17 protein-coding genes are annotated in these 16,140 nt (G+C 70.7%); 12 read left to right on the forward strand and 5 right to left on the reverse strand.

Features of this window, described 5'->3' with window-relative positions:
* Window positions 1-216: 216 nt before the first annotated feature.
* From recD2 to ACZ7MG_RS17710, 5 genes are all read right to left on the reverse strand, one after another.
* Window positions 217-2,475: an SF1B family DNA helicase RecD2 gene (gene recD2 / locus ACZ7MG_RS17690; protein WP_471379759.1), complete on the reverse strand. Its 2,259-nt coding sequence runs from the start codon at window positions 2,473-2,475 to the stop codon at window positions 217-219.
* A gap of 86 nt (window positions 2,476-2,561) precedes the next feature.
* A complete protein-coding gene (locus tag ACZ7MG_RS17695; RefSeq protein WP_471379757.1) occupies window positions 2,562-2,885 on the reverse strand; it encodes a helix-turn-helix domain-containing protein in 324 nt (107 codons plus the stop codon).
* Window positions 2,886-2,947: 62 nt separating this feature from the next.
* Window positions 2,948-3,391, reverse strand: coding sequence for a VOC family protein (locus ACZ7MG_RS17700; protein ID WP_471379755.1), 444 nt, complete (start codon window positions 3,389-3,391; stop codon window positions 2,948-2,950).
* A 55-nt stretch (window positions 3,392-3,446) separates the two neighbouring features.
* Entirely contained in the window at window positions 3,447-3,635 is a 189-nt protein-coding gene (locus tag ACZ7MG_RS17705) for a DUF397 domain-containing protein (protein WP_471379754.1), read from the reverse strand.
* A gap of 7 nt (window positions 3,636-3,642) precedes the next feature.
* Window positions 3,643-4,479 carry a helix-turn-helix domain-containing protein gene (locus ACZ7MG_RS17710; protein ID WP_471379753.1) on the reverse strand — a complete coding sequence of 279 codons (837 nt, stop codon included), beginning with the start codon at window positions 4,477-4,479 and terminating at the stop codon, window positions 3,643-3,645.
* 173 nt (window positions 4,480-4,652) lie between these two features.
* On the opposite strand from ACZ7MG_RS17710, the gene ACZ7MG_RS17715 reads away from it, so the two are divergent.
* The 12 genes from ACZ7MG_RS17715 (at window position 4,653) to ACZ7MG_RS17770 (ending at window position 16,136) form a co-directional block, all read left to right on the forward strand.
* The gene (locus ACZ7MG_RS17715) at window positions 4,653-5,057 is read left to right on the forward strand and encodes an ATP-binding protein (protein ID WP_471379751.1); all 405 of its coding nucleotides are present in this window, start codon (window positions 4,653-4,655) and stop codon (window positions 5,055-5,057) included.
* A 47-nt stretch (window positions 5,058-5,104) separates the two neighbouring features.
* A complete protein-coding gene (locus ACZ7MG_RS17720; protein ID WP_471379750.1) occupies window positions 5,105-5,632 on the forward strand; it encodes a hypothetical protein in 528 nt (175 codons plus the stop codon).
* 271 nt (window positions 5,633-5,903) lie between these two features.
* Window positions 5,904-6,941, forward strand: a complete 1,038-nt coding sequence (locus ACZ7MG_RS17725; protein ID WP_471379749.1) for a LacI family DNA-binding transcriptional regulator — start codon at window positions 5,904-5,906, stop codon at window positions 6,939-6,941.
* Window positions 6,938-8,497, forward strand: coding sequence for a sugar ABC transporter ATP-binding protein (locus ACZ7MG_RS17730; RefSeq protein WP_471379748.1), 1,560 nt, complete (start codon window positions 6,938-6,940; stop codon window positions 8,495-8,497). Before ACZ7MG_RS17725 ends, ACZ7MG_RS17730 begins: the two co-directional genes overlap by 4 nt.
* Window positions 8,487-10,457, forward strand: coding sequence for an ABC transporter permease/substrate-binding protein (locus ACZ7MG_RS17735; protein WP_471379746.1), 1,971 nt, complete (start codon window positions 8,487-8,489; stop codon window positions 10,455-10,457). The genes ACZ7MG_RS17730 and ACZ7MG_RS17735 overlap by 11 nt, the downstream gene beginning before the upstream one ends.
* A gap of 29 nt (window positions 10,458-10,486) precedes the next feature.
* A complete protein-coding gene (rbsK, locus tag ACZ7MG_RS17740; protein ID WP_471379745.1) occupies window positions 10,487-11,392 on the forward strand; it encodes a ribokinase in 906 nt (301 codons plus the stop codon).
* The gene (gene rbsD / locus ACZ7MG_RS17745) at window positions 11,389-11,778 is read left to right on the forward strand and encodes a D-ribose pyranase (protein WP_471379744.1); all 390 of its coding nucleotides are present in this window, start codon (window positions 11,389-11,391) and stop codon (window positions 11,776-11,778) included. The genes rbsK and rbsD overlap by 4 nt, the downstream gene beginning before the upstream one ends.
* A 315-nt stretch (window positions 11,779-12,093) precedes the next feature.
* Window positions 12,094-12,426 carry a hypothetical protein gene (locus ACZ7MG_RS17750; RefSeq protein ID WP_471379742.1) on the forward strand — a complete coding sequence of 111 codons (333 nt, stop codon included), beginning with the start codon at window positions 12,094-12,096 and terminating at the stop codon, window positions 12,424-12,426.
* 53 nt (window positions 12,427-12,479) lie between these two features.
* A complete protein-coding gene (locus ACZ7MG_RS17755; protein WP_471379741.1) occupies window positions 12,480-12,791 on the forward strand; it encodes a pore-forming ESAT-6 family protein in 312 nt (103 codons plus the stop codon).
* Between the two features lie 31 nt (window positions 12,792-12,822).
* Window positions 12,823-13,188, forward strand: a complete 366-nt coding sequence (locus tag ACZ7MG_RS17760; protein ID WP_471379740.1) for a hypothetical protein — start codon at window positions 12,823-12,825, stop codon at window positions 13,186-13,188.
* Window positions 13,189-13,204: 16 nt separating this feature from the next.
* The gene (gene eccD / locus ACZ7MG_RS17765; protein WP_471379739.1) at window positions 13,205-14,605 is read left to right on the forward strand and encodes a type VII secretion integral membrane protein EccD; all 1,401 of its coding nucleotides are present in this window, start codon (window positions 13,205-13,207) and stop codon (window positions 14,603-14,605) included.
* Window positions 14,606-15,290: 685 nt separating this feature from the next.
* Window positions 15,291-16,136, forward strand: coding sequence for a type VII secretion protein (locus tag ACZ7MG_RS17770; RefSeq protein ID WP_471379738.1), 846 nt, complete (start codon window positions 15,291-15,293; stop codon window positions 16,134-16,136).
* The last annotated feature ends 4 nt before the right edge of the window (window positions 16,137-16,140 follow it).

A 16,140-nucleotide genomic window follows, 5' to 3' on the forward strand; every position in this document is an offset into this window, starting at 1 on the left:
GTCTCTACCATCCCCCAGTTGGCGCAGGAGAGTGCACTCGGGGTCGACCATCGGGCCTATCGGCGGCACTGAGTGCCGCCAACTTGTTCATCCTGCCCCCTCCGTCCAGCATCTGGAAGGGCTGTGTGACCTTTACGACTCGTTTGATCGATCAAATTTCACTCACGGGGCGACGGACCTACACGAGAGGTCCGCACCGGGCCCGCCGAGAGGTACTCACAGTGGCCGCGGTGCGAGCCGGAAGTCGAGGGCCGTGCACCGCCGGCCCGCCGAGACCGTGCGGACCGCCTGGCCGATCGCCTTGCGGGAGCCGACGAGGACGACCAGCTTCTTCGCCCTGGTCACGGCCGTGTAGAGCAGATTGCGCTGGAGCATCATCCAGGCTCCGGTGGTGACCGGGATCACCACGGCCGGGTACTCGCTGCCCTGGGAGCGGTGGATCGTCACCGCGTAGGCGTGGGCCAGCTCGTCCAGTTCGTCGAACTCGTACGGCACCTCCTCGTCCTCGTCCGTCAGGACGGTCAGCCGCTGGTCGACCGGGTCGAGGGCGGTGACGACGCCGACGGTGCCGTTGAAGACGCCGTTCTCGCCCTTCTCGTAATTGTTGCGAATCTGGGTGACCTTGTCGCCGACGCGGAAGACCCGGCCGCCGAACCGCTTCTCGGGCAGGTCGGGGCGGGCGGGGGTGATGGCCTGCTGGAGCAGCCCGTTGAGGTTGCCGGCGCCCGCGGGGCCCCGGTGCATGGGCGCCAGGACCTGGACGTCCCGGCGTGGGTCGAGCCCGAACTTGGCCGGAATACGTCGGGCCGCGACGTCCACGGTGAGCCGTCCGGCCTCCTCCGTCTCGTCCTCGACGAAGAGGAAGAAGTCCTTCATGCCGTCGGTGACCGGGTGCTGCCCGGAGTTGATGCGGTGCGCGTTGGTCACCACGCCGGACTGCTGGGCCTGGCGGAAGACCTTGGTGAGGCGGACGGCGGGGATGGGGCTGCCGTCGGCGAGGAGGTCGCGGAGGACTTCGCCGGCGCCGACGCTGGGGAGTTGGTCGACGTCGCCGACGAAGAGGAGGTGGGCGCCCGGCGGGACCGCCTTCACCAGCTTGTTGGCGAGGAGGAGGTCCAGCATGGAGGCCTCGTCCACGACCACCAGGTCGGCGTCCAGCGGGCGGTCCTTGTCGTACGCCGCGTCGCCGCCGGGCTTCAGCTCCAGCAGGCGGTGGACGGTGGAGGCCTCGGCGCCGGTCAGTTCGGCGAGGCGCTTGGCGGCGCGGCCGGTGGGGGCGGCCAGCACGACCTTCGCCTTCTTCGCGCGGGCCAGTTCGACGATCGAGCGGACCGTGAAGGACTTGCCGCAGCCGGGGCCGCCGGTGAGCACGGCCACCTTCTCGGTCAGCGCGAGGCGTACGGCCGCCTCCTGCTCCGGCGCCAGCTCCGCGCCCGTACGCCCCCTCAGCCAGGCCAGCGCCTTGTCCCAGGCCACGTCGTGGAAGCCGGGCATCCGGTCCTCGTCGGTGCGCAGGAGGCGCAGCAGCTGGGCGGAGAGGGAGAGTTCGGCGCGGTGGAAGGGGACGAGGTAGATCGCGGTGACCGGGTCTCCCCCGTCCTGGCCCGGCACCTTCTCGCGTACGACGCCGGGGTCGCCGGAGTCCTCGTCGGGCAGGGCGAGTTCGGCGAGGCATTCGATGACCAGGCCGGTGTCGACCTGAAGGAGTTTGACCGCGTCGGCGATCAGCCGCTCCTCCGGGAGGTAGCAGTTGCCCTGGTCGGTGGCCTGCGAAAGGGCGTACTGGAGGCCCGCCTTGACGCGCTCGGGGCTGTCGTGCGGGATGCCGACGGACTGGGCGATCTTGTCGGCGGTGAGGAAGCCGATGCCCCAGACGTCGGCGGCGAGGCGGTACGGCTGGTTCTTCACGACGCCGATCGAGGCGTCGCCGTACTTCTTGTAGATGCGGACGGCGATGGACGTGGACACCTCCACCGTCTGGAGAAAGAGCATGACCTCCTTGATTGCCTTCTGTTCCTCCCAGGCGTCGGCGATCTTCTTGGTGCGCTTGGGGCCGAGGCCGGGGACCTCGATGAGGCGCTTCGGCTCCTCCTCGATGATCTGGAGGGTGTCCAGGCCGAAGTGCTGCGTGATGCGGTCGGCGAAGATCGGGCCGATGCCCTTGACGAGCCCCGAGCCGAGGTAGCGGCGGATGCCCTGCACTGTGGCCGGGAGGACGGTGGTGTAGTTCTCCACGGTGAACTGCTTGCCGTACTGGGGGTGTGAGCCCCAGCGGCCCTCCATGCGCAGGGACTCGCCGACCTGCGCGCCCAGCAGCGCGCCGACGACGGTGAGGAGGTCGCCGCCGCCCCGGCCGGTGTCCACGCGCGCGACGGTGTAGCCGTTGTCCTCATTGGCGTACGTGATGCGTTCGAGCACGCCTTCCAGTACGGCCAGCCGTTGTTCGGCCGTGGGGTTCCCCGCGTGCTTGGACATGATCCGACGGTACCGTCAGGGTCTGACGGTCGGCGTGGGTGGCGCGGGGCCGACGCTGCTGCGGCACCTGGCCGGAACCGGTGGGCCTAACCGACCTTGCGCAGTTCCCCGTCGCCGAAAACCGCCACCATGACGAGATTCCCCCCCAGGGCCTCGACGTACCTCGCCACGACATCCGTGCCGGAGACCTGGCCGCTCTCGATCTGCGAGACCCTTCCCTTGGTCACGCCCATGCGCTCGGCCACCTGGGCCTGGGTGATCCCGCGTTCCTGGCGCATGTCGGCCAACCGCCAGGCACGGGCCTCGGCGAGCATGCGCTGTGTGCCTTCGATGAACGCGTCCCTGCCGCCGGCCAGTTCCTCCGCCCGCTGCCGATGTCCGCTCGCCGACCATGTGACGTGTCCGCTCACTTCTCCGACCCCTTCTTCTCGTACGAGGCCGGGTCAGCCTCTGCCATCACCCCGGGGGGCGTTCACTTCCCGGCGGGCTGCTTAAGAGTTTCGAGGAAGGGGGCGACGGCGGTGCGGGGGCGATGGGCCCGAACGTCCACAGGGCGTCCGTCGGGGTCGCGAGCCGTCATCGTCCACTGGGTGGGCAGTGTCTCGATCTGTCCGACGGGCCATCCGGCGTCCAGGATCTGCTCGCGGACCTCACACAGTTGCCGGTGGGTTCCCACTCGCAGTCCCCATCCGGCGTTGCCCAGGGGGTCAAGATCAGTGGTGGGGGCGGTGGCGGTCTCGACGATCATCAGGTGGTCGTCCCCGCCGACGTCGACGACCGCGATGCGCGGATCAGAAGAAGTTGCGGCGCGCTCGAACGCGAGCACTGCTCCGAGCAACTCCGTGTAGTACTTCACCAGCCGGTCGAGGTCGGTCGTGGACAGCGTCAGATGGTTGATCCCGCGGAGAACAGACATGATCGGCCAACTGTAGTACGGCCGCCGCACGGCGCCCAGGTCGAGCGGAGAGCCTCTACATACCCCTTGTCGACTTCTTGAGGGCGCCGATGAAGGCGGTGAAGGCGGGGGTGGGGAAGGTGAGGGTGGCTCGGGTCGGGGTTTTGGAGTCTCGGATGGTTATGCGGGTGGGGGTGGTGGATATTTCGACGCACTCGTTGCCGTCGCCGGGGCCCGAGTAGGACGACTTCTGCCAGTAGTCCATGGGGTCCTCACAGCTCCTTCGCCAGCCCGTGGATGAACTCACGCGACCGTGCGGGGTCGAGTGATGCGTCCTCCACTTTACGAAAGCTCGTTCGGTAGGTGGTGAGTTGAGCGTCGGAATCGATGAAGGCCGAGCCGTGCAGAGCGTCGCGGACAACCGTGTCCAGCTTGGGCAAGGGGCCGCCGACGTACGCCATCGTGCTGGCGGCACTGGCAAAGCCGTCCAGATCGAAGGGGATGACGCGCAAGGTGATGTGATCCGCCTCGGAGAGCTCGACGAGCCGGGTCAGCTGGGCTCTTGATGTGCCGCGATCACCGACCCTGATCCGGAGGGCCGCCTCGTGGATCACCGCCTCGTACGGGATGGTGAACCGCTGGCGCGCCTTTCGGTGCTGGATGCGCAACTCGATCTCTTCGCCGGCGAGTTCCGGCAGCCTGGACGAGAACACGGCACGCGAGTAGTCCTCGGTCTGCAACAGGCCCGGCACGTAGAGGATTGCCACGTGGCGCTGGAAGAGGGCGTGATGCTCCAGCTCGGAGAGATCCAGGAATGGCGTGGGCAGCAAGCCCCGGTACTCCTCCCACCAGCCCCGTTCGCGATCGGTGGCCATGGCCACCAAGGCATCCACGAACGCTCCGTCCGTACAGGCGTAGTGGGCGGCGAGGCGGCGCAGCCGCTGCTCACTCACCCCCGCGAGCGCGGACTCGATGTGAGTGATCTGTGCCGGACTCACACCCAGCAACGACGCCGCCTGGCGGGAAGTCAGGCCTGCCGCTTCACGCAGCCTGCGCAGCTCCGTCGCCAGACGCGACTGACGCGCAGTTGGCTCACGCCTCAATGACATCTCCTCTTCCTCTGGGCCAGGTTACGCGATCGGGTTGCTGAATCTATAGATTTAGATCTACCGTCAGTGATGCAACGGACACGCTACGGAAGTGCACCGAGCCGTCCTGCCGTGACGGCCCGGCAATGCCACCGTGCGCCAAATCCCCCCTCATCCAGCGGAGTTGACGACCCATGTCCGAAACCTGGGACTACACCCTCCAGATCCCCAACGACCCCAGAGCCGTGCCCATCTGTCGTCGCACCCTGCGGCTGATCCTCACCATGCACGGGCTCATCGGTCTCGTGGACACCGCGGAGTTGCTCGCGACCGAGCTGGTCTCCAATGCCGTACGGCACACGAAGGGGACCGCCGCGCTCCGGGTGCGGCGGTCGGCGGAGGGCGTGGTGTGGATCGGGGCTTGGGACGCCGATCCCGAACCACCGGAGCCGCCACGGCCGTTGGAGGGGGTGGGAACGGAGGAGGGCGGGCGGGGGCTGGGGCTCGTCGTGGCCTGTACGGACTATTGGGGGTGGATGCCGTCCGCCCGGTTCGGCGAGCGGGGCAAGTATGTGTGGTGCGAGCTGGCGGCGGCGTAGCGGCGTCGGCGCGGCCTCGGCAGGCCCCGCTGATAATCTGCGCCGCCGTGACGAATGACAACAGCAATGCCGACGGCGTGGGCGTCGCCCCCGAGTTCCGCGCACATGTCGAGGCAGCGGCGCTGGGCGCTCCGTATCGGGTCCGCCGGACGGAACGCGGGTTCGATCTGGTCGTGGACATAGATACCCCGCAGTGGCAGGAGCTGCTGATCCGCAGCCGGATCACGAGGGTGCACACGTACCGCGTCGCACTGCGCCCGGAGAAGAAGGTCTTCACGATGACCGACCTCACGCACGAGGTCGTGGTCGCGGCGGGCATGGGCGGGGTGCGACTGAGCAAGGCGGCCCAGGTGGGCCGGAGCGTGTCGTTCAGTTCGCACCGGTCCCTGAACGGCTCCGAGGAGTACACCTTCTCGTCCGCCGAGGGCCACCGTCTGATCCGCGGGGCGGCCGGGGAACTGGGCTGGCGGGAGGCGCAGCCGCTCAGTGTGAAGGTCGGCGTGGGTGTCGGCATCCTCGGCGCCATCGGCGCCCTCGCCGCACTGATCACCCTCGCCGTCATCAAGGTGTTCTGAACCGTCGAACGGCGAGGAGGCGAGGACGCCCCGGGCCCTGACATCCCGGCTCGGACAGGCCCTGAAGCGCGGTCGGCTCCTCGGTCAGCCCGTTGGCCGGCGTGCCCCCGTCTCGTAGGACAGACCGGCCCTCTCTGACATGCGGACAGCGGGAGCCTTCGGGTCACGATTGAATTTCGGCCACTGTCACCCCCTTGCCTCAGCCCCATGGAATCGATTCCAATCGGTTGTGTAATCGATTCCATGGGTTCCACGAGGAGGTGGAGCGGCGATGGCCGGCATCAAGGATGTCGCGGTCGAGGCGGGGGTGTCGGCTGCCACGGTGTCGCGGGTGTTGAATGATCATCCGTCGGTCAGTGCGGAGGCTCGGGCCCGAGTGATGGCCGCCGTCAAGAGGCTCGGGTATCGGCCGAACGCCGTGGCGCGGTCGTTGCGGACGGATCAGACGCACACGCTCGGGCTCGTCATCAGTGACGTGATGAATCCGTACTTCACCGAGCTGGCGCGGTCCGTCGAGGAAGAGGCGCGGGCGCTCGGGTACAGCGTGATCATCGGGAACGCCGACGAGCGGCCCGAGCTGCAGGATCACCATGTCCGGAATCTGCTCGACCGGAGGGTCGACGGGGTGCTCGTCTCGCCGACCGACGGTGGGTCGCCCCTGATGCTGGACGCCGCTCGCGCCGGGACGCCGATGGTGTTCGTGGACCGGTGGATCCCGGGCGTTGAGGTGCCTGTCGTGCGCGCGGACGGGCGGGCGGCCGTGCGGGATCTCGTCGCTCATCTGTACGGGCTCGGGCGTCGGCGGCTCGCGATCATCGCCGGGCCGGCCGCCACCACTACCGGTCGGGAGCGGGTCGAGGCCTTTCGGGAGGCGCTCGCCGAGCACGGGCTGCCGCTGCCGGACGACTACATAGGGCAGGGCGACTTCCAGGCCGACAGCGGGCGGCGGGTCACCGAGCGGTTCCTCGATCTCGTCGAGCCGCCCGAGATCGTCTTCGCCGCCGACAACCTGATGGCGCTGGGCGCGCTGGACGCCGTACGCGCGCGTGGGCTGCGGATTCCGGAGGACGTCGGGCTGGCCGCCTTCGACGACATCCCGTGGTTCGTGCACACCGATCCGCCGATCACGGCCGTCGCGCAGCCGACGGGTGAGCTGGGGCGGGCCGCCGTACGCGCGCTCGTCGACCGTATCGAGGGACGGCCTCCGCAGTCCGTCACCCTTCCCGCACGTCTCGTCGTACGCCTGTCGTGCGGCGAGGAGCACGCACCGAACAACCAGACAGAGCAACAGGACAGGAGCGCGCCGTGAGTGATCCGGACGAGTTGCTGCGCATCGAGGGCATACGCAAGACCTTTCCCGGTGTGGTCGCGCTGGACGGCGTCGACTTCGATCTGCGCCGGGGCGAGGTGCATGTCCTGCTCGGTGAGAACGGCGCGGGCAAGAGCACGCTGATCAAGATGCTCTCCGGTGCCTACACCCCCGACGCCGGGCGGATCCTGGCCGGTGGGGAGGAAGTGCGCATTCATGGGGCGCAGGACTCCGAGCGGCTCGGGATCGCCACCATCTACCAGGAGTTCAATCTCGTTCCCGATCTGAGCGTCGCCGAGAACATCTTCCTGGGGCGGCAGCCGCGTCGCTTCGGGATGATCGACCGGAAGCGGATGGAGGCCGAGGCCGCCGAGCTGCTGGAGCGGGTGGGGGTGTCGGTTTCGCCACGCGCGCGTGTGCGTGAGCTTGGGATCGCCCGGCTTCAGATGGTCGAGATCGCCAAGGCGTTGAGCCTCGACGCGCGTGTGCTGATCATGGACGAGCCGACTGCCGTGCTGACCACCGAGGAGGTCGAGAAGCTCTTCTCGATCGTGCGGCGGCTGCGTGCGGACGGGGTGGGCGTCGTCTTCATCACCCATCATCTGGAGGAGATCGCCGCTCTCGGGGACCGGGTGACCGTCATCCGCGACGGGAAGAGTGTCGGGCAGGTGCCCGCCGCCACGCCCCAGGACGAGCTGGTACGGCTCATGGTGGGGCGGTCCATCGAGCAGCAGTACCCCAGGGAGCAGACGGACGCGGGCGAGGCGTTGCTCGTCGTCGAGGGGCTCACCCGGGACGGGGTGTTCCACGACGTGAGTTTCGCGGTGCGGGCCGGTGAGGTCGTCGGCATCGCGGGGCTCGTGGGGGCCGGGCGTACGGAGGTCGTGCGGGCGGTGTTCGGCGCCGACCGGTACGACAAGGGGGCCGTGCGGGTCGGGGGTTCCGCCGTTCCGAAGGACGACGTCAACGCGGCGATGACCGCCGGGATCGGGCTGGTGCCCGAGGACCGCAAGGGGCAGGGGCTGCTGCTGGACGCGTCCGTGGAGGAGAACCTCGGGCTGGTGACCCTGCGGGGCGCCACCAAGGGCGGGTTCGTCGACCTGAAGGGGCAGCGGGCGAACGCGGCCCGGGTCGCCGAGCGGCTCGGGGTCCGGATGGCCGGGCTGCACCAGCACGTCCGTACCCTCTCCGGCGGCAACCAGCAGAAGGTCGTCATCGGCAAGTGGCTGCTGGCGAACACCAAGGTGCTGATCCTCGACGAGCCGACGCGCGGGATCGACGTCGGCGCCAAGGTCGAGATCTACGAGCTGATCAACGAGCTGACGGCCGCCGGAGCCGCCGTACTGATGATCTCCAGTGACCTGCCCGAGGTGCTCGGTATGAGCGACCGGGTGCTGGTCATGGCCCAGGGGCGGATCGCGGGCGAACTCGCCGCCGCCGAGGCCACGCAGGACGCCGTGATGGCGCTCGCCGTCTCCCACCCCACCCTCCCCGTGACTGCACTTCCCGTGACTGAACTTCCCGTGACTGAAACGGAGGCCTCCGATGGCCGCTGACACGCTCAAGAGCACGACGGGCGCGAGTGGCGCCTCGGGGGCATCGGGAGCCTCGGGGCTTCGCCGGCTCCTGCTCGACAACGGCGCGCTGACCGCGCTCATCGCCCTCGTCATCGCGATGTCCGTGCTGTCCGGCGACTTCCTGACGGCCGACAACCTGCTCAACATCGGCGTCCAGGCCGCCGTGACCGCGATCCTCGCGTTCGGTGTGACCTTCGTGATCGTCTCGGCGGGCATCGACCTGTCGGTGGGCTCGGTGGCGGCCCTGTCGGCCACCGTCCTCGCCTGGAGCGCCACGTCGGAGGGCGTACCGGTCTGGATAGCCGTGATCCTCGCGATCGGCACCGGTATCGCGTGCGGTCTCGTCAACGGTTTTCTGATCTCGTACGGGAAGCTGCCGCCGTTCATCGCGACGCTCGCCATGCTGTCGGTGGGCCGCGGTCTGTCGCTGGTGATCTCGCAGGGCAGCCCGATCGCGTTCCCGGAGTCGGTGTCGCACCTCGGGGACAACCTGGGCGGCTGGCTGCCGGTGCCGGTCCTGGTGATGATCGTCCTGGGCGTCGTCACGGCCGTGATCCTCGGGCGTACGTACATCGGGCGTGCCATGTACGCGATCGGTGGCAACGAGGAGGCGGCCCGGCTGTCCGGGCTGCGGGTCAAGCGGCAGAAGCTGGCGATCTACGCGCTGTCGGGGCTGTTCGCCGCCGCCGCGGGCATCGTGCTCGCCTCCCGGCTCTCCTCCGCGCAGCCGCAGGCCGCCCAGGGTTACGAGCTGGACGCGATCGCCGCAGTCGTCATCGGCGGTGCCTCGCTGGCCGGTGGGACGGGCAAAGCGTCGGGGACGCTGATCGGCGCGCTGATCCTGGCGGTGCTCAGGAACGGCCTCAACCTCCTGTCCGTGTCCGCGTTCTGGCAGCAGGTCGTCATCGGTGTCGTCATCGCGCTGGCCGTGCTGCTCGACACCGTGCGGCGCAAGGCGGGGGCGACGCCGGTTCCGGCGGGGGCCGGTGGCTCCGGGGACCGGAAGAAGCAGGCGCTGACGTATGTGCTGGCCGCGGTGGTCGCGGCGGCGGTCGTGGGCGCGACCTCCTTCCTGCACACCGGGTCGTCGGCGGCGAAGAGCGAGAAGATCGGGCTGTCGCTGTCGACGCTCAACAACCCCTTCTTCGTGCAGATCCGGGCCGGTGCCCAGGACGAGGCGAAGAAGCTCGGCGTGGACCTGTCGGTCACCGACGCGCAGAACGACGCCTCGCAGCAGGCCAACCAGTTGCAGAACTTCACCAGCGAAGGCCTCGGCACGATCATCGTGAACCCGGTGGACTCCGACGCGGTGACCCCGGCGGCGAAGGCCGTCAACAAGGCGGACATCCCGCTGGTGGCCGTCGACCGCGCGGTCAACGGCGCGAACACGGCCGCGCTGGTCGCCTCCGACAACGTCAGCGGCGGCAAGCTCGCCGCCAAGTCGCTCGCCGAGAAGCTGGGCGGCAAGGGCGAGATCGTCATCCTCCAGGGGCAGGCGGGCACCTCCGCCAGCCGGGAGCGCGGCGCGGGCTTCGCCGAGGGTCTGAAGGCCTACCCGGGCATCAAGGTCCTCGCCAAGCAGCCCGCCGACTGGGACCGCACCAAGGGTCTCGACGTGATGACGAACCTGCTCCAGGCCAACCCCGACGTCGACGGCGTCTTCGCCGAGAACGACGAGATGGCGCTCGGCGCGATCAAGGCGCTCGGCTCCAAGGCCGGAAAGTCCGTCCAGGTCATCGGTTTCGACGGAACGGCGGACGGCCTCAAGGCCGTCGAGGCGGGCACGCTGTACGCGTCGGTCGCGCAGCAGCCGGCCGAACTCGGCAGGATCGCGGTCCGCAACGCGGTCAAGGCCGCCGAGGGCGAGAAGGTCGAGAAGTCGGTGATGGTGCCGGTGAAGGTGGTCACGTCCGAGAACGTGGCCGAGTTCAGCGGCTGACGTCACCGTTCCGGCAGAAGGGACCATTCATGTACGACTACGACCTCCTGGTCGTGGGATCGGCCAACGCCGACCTGGTGATCGGTGTCGAGCGGCGGCCGGGCGCCGGGGAGACCGTGCTCGGCTCCGACCTGGCCGTGCACCCGGGCGGCAAGGGCGCCAACCAGGCGGTGGCGGCGGCCCGGCTCGGGGCGCGTACGGCACTGCTGGCACGGGTCGGCGACGACGGCAACGGGCGGCTGCTGCTCGACTCGCAGCGGGCGGCCGGGGTCGACACGGCCGGGGTGCTCGTCGGCGGGGCGCCCACCGGGGTCGCGCTGATCACGGTGGACCCGTCGGGCGACAACAGCATCGTGGTGTCGCCCGGCGCCAACGGGAAACTGACCCCCGAGGACGTGCGCGCGGCGGAGCCGCTGCTGCGGGCGTCCCGGGTGGTCTCGGCGCAGCTGGAGATCCCGTTGGAGACCGTGGTCGAGGTCGTACGGCGGCTGCCGGAGGGCACGCGGTTCGTGCTGAACCCGTCGCCGCCGCGGGAGTTGCCCGCGGAGGTGCTGGCCGCGTGTGATCCGCTGATCGTCAACGAGCACGAGGCGCGGATCATCGTCGGGGGTGATCCGGCGGATTCACCTTCGCCGGAGGAGTGGGCGCGGGCGCTGCTGGCGCTGGGGCCGCGTTCGGTGGTCGTCACGCTGGGTGCGGAGGGGGCGCTCGTCGCCACCGCCGAGGGGAGTGCGCGGGTGCCCGCCGTGAAGGTGGACGCCGTGGACACCACCGGGGCCGGGGACGCGTTCACCGCCGCGCTGGCGTGGAAGCTGGGGGCGGGCTCGGCACCGGCCGAGGCCGCCGCGTACGCGGCCCGGGTCGGGGCCGCCGCCGTCACGAAGGCCGGGGCGCAGGTGTCGTTCCCGACCGCCGAGGAGGTCGCGGCGCTGTGAAGCGGGCCGGGATACTCAACCGCCATCTGGCGGGCGCCCTCGCCGAGTTGGGGCACGGGCACGGGGTGCTGGTGTGCGACGCGGGGATGCCCGTGCCGGAGGGGCCGCGCGTGGTCGACCTGGCGTTCCGGGCCGGGGTGCCGTCCTTCGCGGAGGTGCTGGACGGGCTGCTCGACGAGCTGGTGGTCGAGGGGGCGACCGCCGCGCGCGAGGTGCGGGGCGCGAACCCGGAGGCGACGGCGCTGCTGGAGGACCGGTTCCCCGACCTGGAGTTGGTCTCCCACGAGAAGCTCAAGGAGCTGTCGGGGGGCGCGCGGCTGATCGTGCGCACCGGGGAGGCGCGGCCGTACGCCAATGTGCTGCTGCGGTGCGGGGTGTTCTTCTAGCAGCACGGCACGGCTTCGGAACGTTTCGAGGGGCCCGGTCCAGTGGACCGGGCCCCTCGGCTTTTCCCTCCCCGTCAGAACTCCCGCGATCCCCCCAGATCCCCCTCCGGGAAGTCCTGATGCCACGTATGACCCGCCGGGTGCGGGGAGGGTTGTACGGCGGTTCAAGAATTTTCCGGCCTCGATCGCGCCACGGGGCTGTTCGATTTATGTCCCGATGGTGTCACCGCACGGGTAAGCGCGTTGCGGGTGCAACGCGTTGTGGGAGAGCATGTTCGAGACGTAGGTGAACCGGACACACGGGGGTGGAACGACGTGAAGTTCGACATGGGGTCGACGACCCTGGCCGACCTCGGCAAGAGCACGCTCGGGTCGAGCGACGACCTGGGGACGCTGATCCAGTTGCTGATCAGCGCGGCGGAACCGCTGGAGGGCAAGTTCAACGGCGCGGGCAAGCTGGCGTTCGACTCGTTCAAGAACCGCGCGGACGAGATCACCGCCGATCTGAACGGCTCGCTCGCCGCGATCCTCGGCGGTCAGTCGGGCATGGACACCGCGTTCGGCACCGGTGACACGGAGTCCCAGGACAACGCCAACCAGAACATGGGCCTGGCCAACTTCGACGCGGCCCGCTTCGGCGCCCGATAAGCAGCGATACGCAGCGATACGCAGCGACGAGCAGGAACGAGGGGGAAGTACTCATGGCTCAGAACCAGGACCGCCGTTCGTACGACACCGGGGCCTCGGGCGAGGTGCAGACCGCGCTCGGCACGATCGTGGGGCAGTTGGAGCGGGTGCTCAGTGACCGCGACGCCGCCGTGAAGGCCGCGATGACCGAGTTCCAGGCCGACGGGGTCTCGGACGACTACCACGGCAAGGAAGAGCGCTGGAAGAAGGCCGCGGGCGAGGTCCGCGAGATCATCCGTCTGGTGCGCACCACGCTCGAACAGAACGACGGCACCGCGCAGTCCACGCTGGCCAAGGCCCGCGCGGCGGTCGACCAGATCGGCTGACGGGGCGAGAGGCGAGGGGGGTTCCGTAGCCGTGGCGGCGCAGGATTACGACAGCCAGTTGCTGGAGTCGGTGTCGGTGCGCCGTCGGCGGTTGCGGGACGCCCTGTTGTTCGGGGCGCAGCGGCAGCGGCGCTCGGTGGACGAACGGGTCGGGAAGGTCTTCGCCGGGATCGTCATCGCGGCGGTGTTGTGCGCGGGGTGTGTGGGGTGGTCGTTCGTGTCGAACCGGATCATCGGGAAGAGTCCGTACGGGAGTTCGGTGCAGCCCTCGGGCAGCCCCTCGCCCGCCCCCTCGGTGAGCCCGTCCTCCACGCCGTCCTCCACGCCGCCCTCCACTCCCTCCCCCACGTTGTCCACAGGGTTTTCCACAGCCCCGACCGGCGATTCCGCCCGGTGATAGGTTCGATCGCGTGATGGCTACGGGGACATCTACGGGGACGTCGGGGCAGGCCACGGGTGGTGCGCGGACGGCGCTCAGCCGGGTCACGCTGGTCGGTGAGCGGCGGCGGGTCGATCTTGTGCTGCCGTCCCGGGAGTTGGTCGGGCTGCTGCTCCCGGAGGTCATGCGGCTGCTCGACGACCGGGTGGGCGAGCGGCCCGAGTTGCGGCATCTGGTCACGGCGGACGGTTCCGCGCTGGCGCACGACAGCACGCTGGAGTCGGCCGGGATTCCGGACGGCGCGGTGCTGCGGCTGGTCCGGGCCGAGGACGCGCCGTCGGCGCCCGTCGTGCACGACGTCACGGACGAGGCGGCCGAGGATCTCGATGCCCGGGGCGGGCGTTGGCGGCCGGCCGCGCGCCGGGTCACCGCCGGGGTCGCCACGGTCGGCTGGGCCCTGGTCGCCGGACTGTTCGCACGGGACGCGTACGAGCCCGGTGTCGTCGCGGGCGCGCTGCTCGGCGTCGCGCTGGTGGCCGCGCTCGCGGGCGCGCTGCTGGGGCGGATCGGGAAGCGGGCGCTGTCGACGACGCTGATCGCGACGGCGGGTGCGCTGGGGTTGCTCGGCGCGTCGACGGCGGCGGAGGCACAGCAGTGGTCCGGGACCCCGCAGGTCGCCGCCATGGCCACGGCCGGGGTCGCGACGCTGGCGCTGCTCGGGCTGTTCACTCCGCTCGGGCGGGGTGGGCTGGTCGGGGCGGGGGCGCTGGCCGGGGCCTCGGTGTGCTGGCTGGGGGTCGCGGCGGCCGTGTCGGGCTCGGTGTCGCTGTCGGTGACGGAGCAGGCGGAGGTGGGGGCCGTCCTCGCGGTGGTCTCCGTGGTGGTGCTCGGGCTGCTGCCCCGGCTGGCGTTGATGGCGTCGGGGCTCTCCGGGCTGGACGACCGGCGTTCCGGGGGTGCCTCCGTGAGCCGCCTCCAGGTGTCGGCGGCGCTCACCGCCACCCACCGGGGGCTGGCGCTGGCGACGGTCACCATGGCCGTCTCGGCGACGGCGGCCGGGGTGTTCGCGTTGCGTGCGCCGACCAAGTGGACCGTGCTGCTGGCCGCCGTCACCATGGTCGTCCTCGCGCTGCGCGCACGGGCGTTCCCGCTGGTCGCGGAGGTCGTGGTGCTGCTCGGCGCGGCGGCCGTGCTGGCCGTGCGGCTGGTGTCGGCCTGGCTGGACCACTCCGGCGAGGCGGCCGGTCCGCTCGCCGTCCTCGTCCTGCTCGCCGCGCTTCCGCTGCTGGTGCTCGCCGTGCGGCCCGCCGAGCATGTCCGGGTCCGGCTGCGGCGCCTGGGCGACACTCTCGAATCGATCGGCGTCATCACTCTGTTCCCGCTGCTCATCGGGGTGTTCGGCGTGTACGGACGACTGCTCGACACGTTCGCTTAGGAGCTGGGGGCCGGACATGGCGCAGGCAGGGGACTGGCAGCGGGACGTGCTGCGCGAGCTGGGCCGACAGGACGCGGCGTCCGGCGGCGACGCCACCACCGGACCACCACCGGAGGCCCCCACCCGCCGGGCCGAGCCGACACTGAGGCTGGTGCGGTCGGCGCCGGCGGAGGAACCCGAGCCGACGAACGGGCCTGCGGTGCCTGAAGGGGCCGAGAGGGCCGAAGGCGCTGAGAGGGCTGGGCTGTCGGGGCACGGTGGGCAACAGGCGGTGCAGCGTGGTGCGCAGCCGCCGGTCGGCCCCGACGTCGTAGGGCCGCCCGTGTCGTACGCACCCGCCGGGGAACCCTACGCCGTCCCCTACCCCGTCCCCCAGGCCGCCGCGCAGCCGCCGGGGGCGGCCGGTGACGCACGGCGGCCGGGCGTGTTCCGTGACGCGGATCGGCAAGGGGAACCCGGCGGTCACCCCGCGCCCGGGTCCGGGGGCTCGGCCGGGTCTGGTGCCGCGCCCGGGTCCGGGGGCCCGCCCGGAGCAGCCCCCTCAACCTCGCCCGGGGCAACCCCCGCCGCCCCCGCCCCCCGCGCCTCCCACGCCCCCCAGACCCCCCTGCGCGCCCCCGACGCCGTGCCCACTGTCGATCCCCGGCTCGCGCATGCGCTAGGGCGGCCGCAGCACGGGGAGTCGGTGGCTCGGCGGACGGGGCGGTCGATTCGGAAGCTGGCCTCGTCGGCGGCGCGGGACGTGGTGGAGGAGACGCGGATCGCGCGGGAGTTGCAGCAGCCGGTGACGACGGGGCGGGTGATCGCCGTGACGTCGATCCGGGGCGGGGTCGGGAAGTCGACGACGGCCGCGCTGCTGGGGCGGACGTTCAACCACTACCGGCACGACCCGGTGCTGACGATGGAGGCGGACGCGGCGCTGGGCACCCTGCCGGTGCGGATGGGCGCCGACTCGGTGCGCTGGGCGGCGGCCGACCTCGCGCGGATCCTCAACCCGGCGATGCGGCTCACCGATGTCACCGGCTACCTGGTGCCGGTGGCCGACGGCGGCTGGCTGCTGCCCGGGAGCCAGGGCCGGGTCGGGGCCCCGCTGGACATCCGTACGTACCGGACGGTGACCCTCGCGCTGCGGCGCTACTTCGCGGTGACCGTGGTCGACTGCGAGACCCTGCCGGGCGAGGTGGCCCGTACGGCGATGGACACGGCCCACGCGCGCGTGGTCGTCGCCCCGATGACCGCCGAGGGGGTCAACGGCACCCGGCAGGTCCTGGACTGGCTCGGGCAGTTGCCGCATTCCGCGCTCGCCTCGACCGTCGTCGCGCTGACCGTCAACTCCCCCGATCAGACGCTGGACCGCGCGACGGCCGTCGCCCATCTCAAGGAGGCCGGTGTCCATGTCGTCCCCCTCCCCTACGACCGCCACCTCGCCCAGGGCGGCCCCATCCGCACCGCCCTGCTGGGCCAGGAGACCCGTGAGGCGGCGATCACGCTCGCGGCCGAGGTGATGAACCGGGCGGTGAGGATGCGATGAGGGA

This window comes from Streptomyces sp. NPDC107538 (assembly GCF_055657445.1).

Excerpts from the sequence above, each read along its gene's own strand:
- recD2 (WP_471379759.1), bottom strand. The coding sequence starts at position 2,475 with ATGTCCAAGCACGCGGGGAACCCCACGGCCGAACAACGGCTGGCCGTA.
- ACZ7MG_RS17700 (WP_471379755.1), bottom strand. The coding sequence starts at position 3,391 with ATGTCTGTTCTCCGCGGGATCAACCATCTGACGCTGTCCACGACCGAC.
- ACZ7MG_RS17705 (WP_471379754.1), bottom strand. The coding sequence starts at position 3,635 with ATGGACTACTGGCAGAAGTCGTCCTACTCGGGCCCCGGCGACGGCAAC.
- ACZ7MG_RS17710 (WP_471379753.1), bottom strand. The coding sequence starts at position 4,479 with ATGTCATTGAGGCGTGAGCCAACTGCGCGTCAGTCGCGTCTGGCGACG.
- ACZ7MG_RS17715 (WP_471379751.1), top strand. The coding sequence starts at position 4,653 with ATGTCCGAAACCTGGGACTACACCCTCCAGATCCCCAACGACCCCAGA.
- ACZ7MG_RS17725 (WP_471379749.1), top strand. The coding sequence starts at position 5,904 with ATGGCCGGCATCAAGGATGTCGCGGTCGAGGCGGGGGTGTCGGCTGCC.
- ACZ7MG_RS17735 (WP_471379746.1), top strand. The coding sequence starts at position 8,487 with ATGGCCGCTGACACGCTCAAGAGCACGACGGGCGCGAGTGGCGCCTCG.
- rbsK (WP_471379745.1), top strand. The coding sequence starts at position 10,487 with ATGTACGACTACGACCTCCTGGTCGTGGGATCGGCCAACGCCGACCTG.
- ACZ7MG_RS17755 (WP_471379741.1), top strand. The coding sequence starts at position 12,480 with ATGGCTCAGAACCAGGACCGCCGTTCGTACGACACCGGGGCCTCGGGC.
- eccD (WP_471379739.1), top strand. The coding sequence starts at position 13,205 with ATGGCTACGGGGACATCTACGGGGACGTCGGGGCAGGCCACGGGTGGT.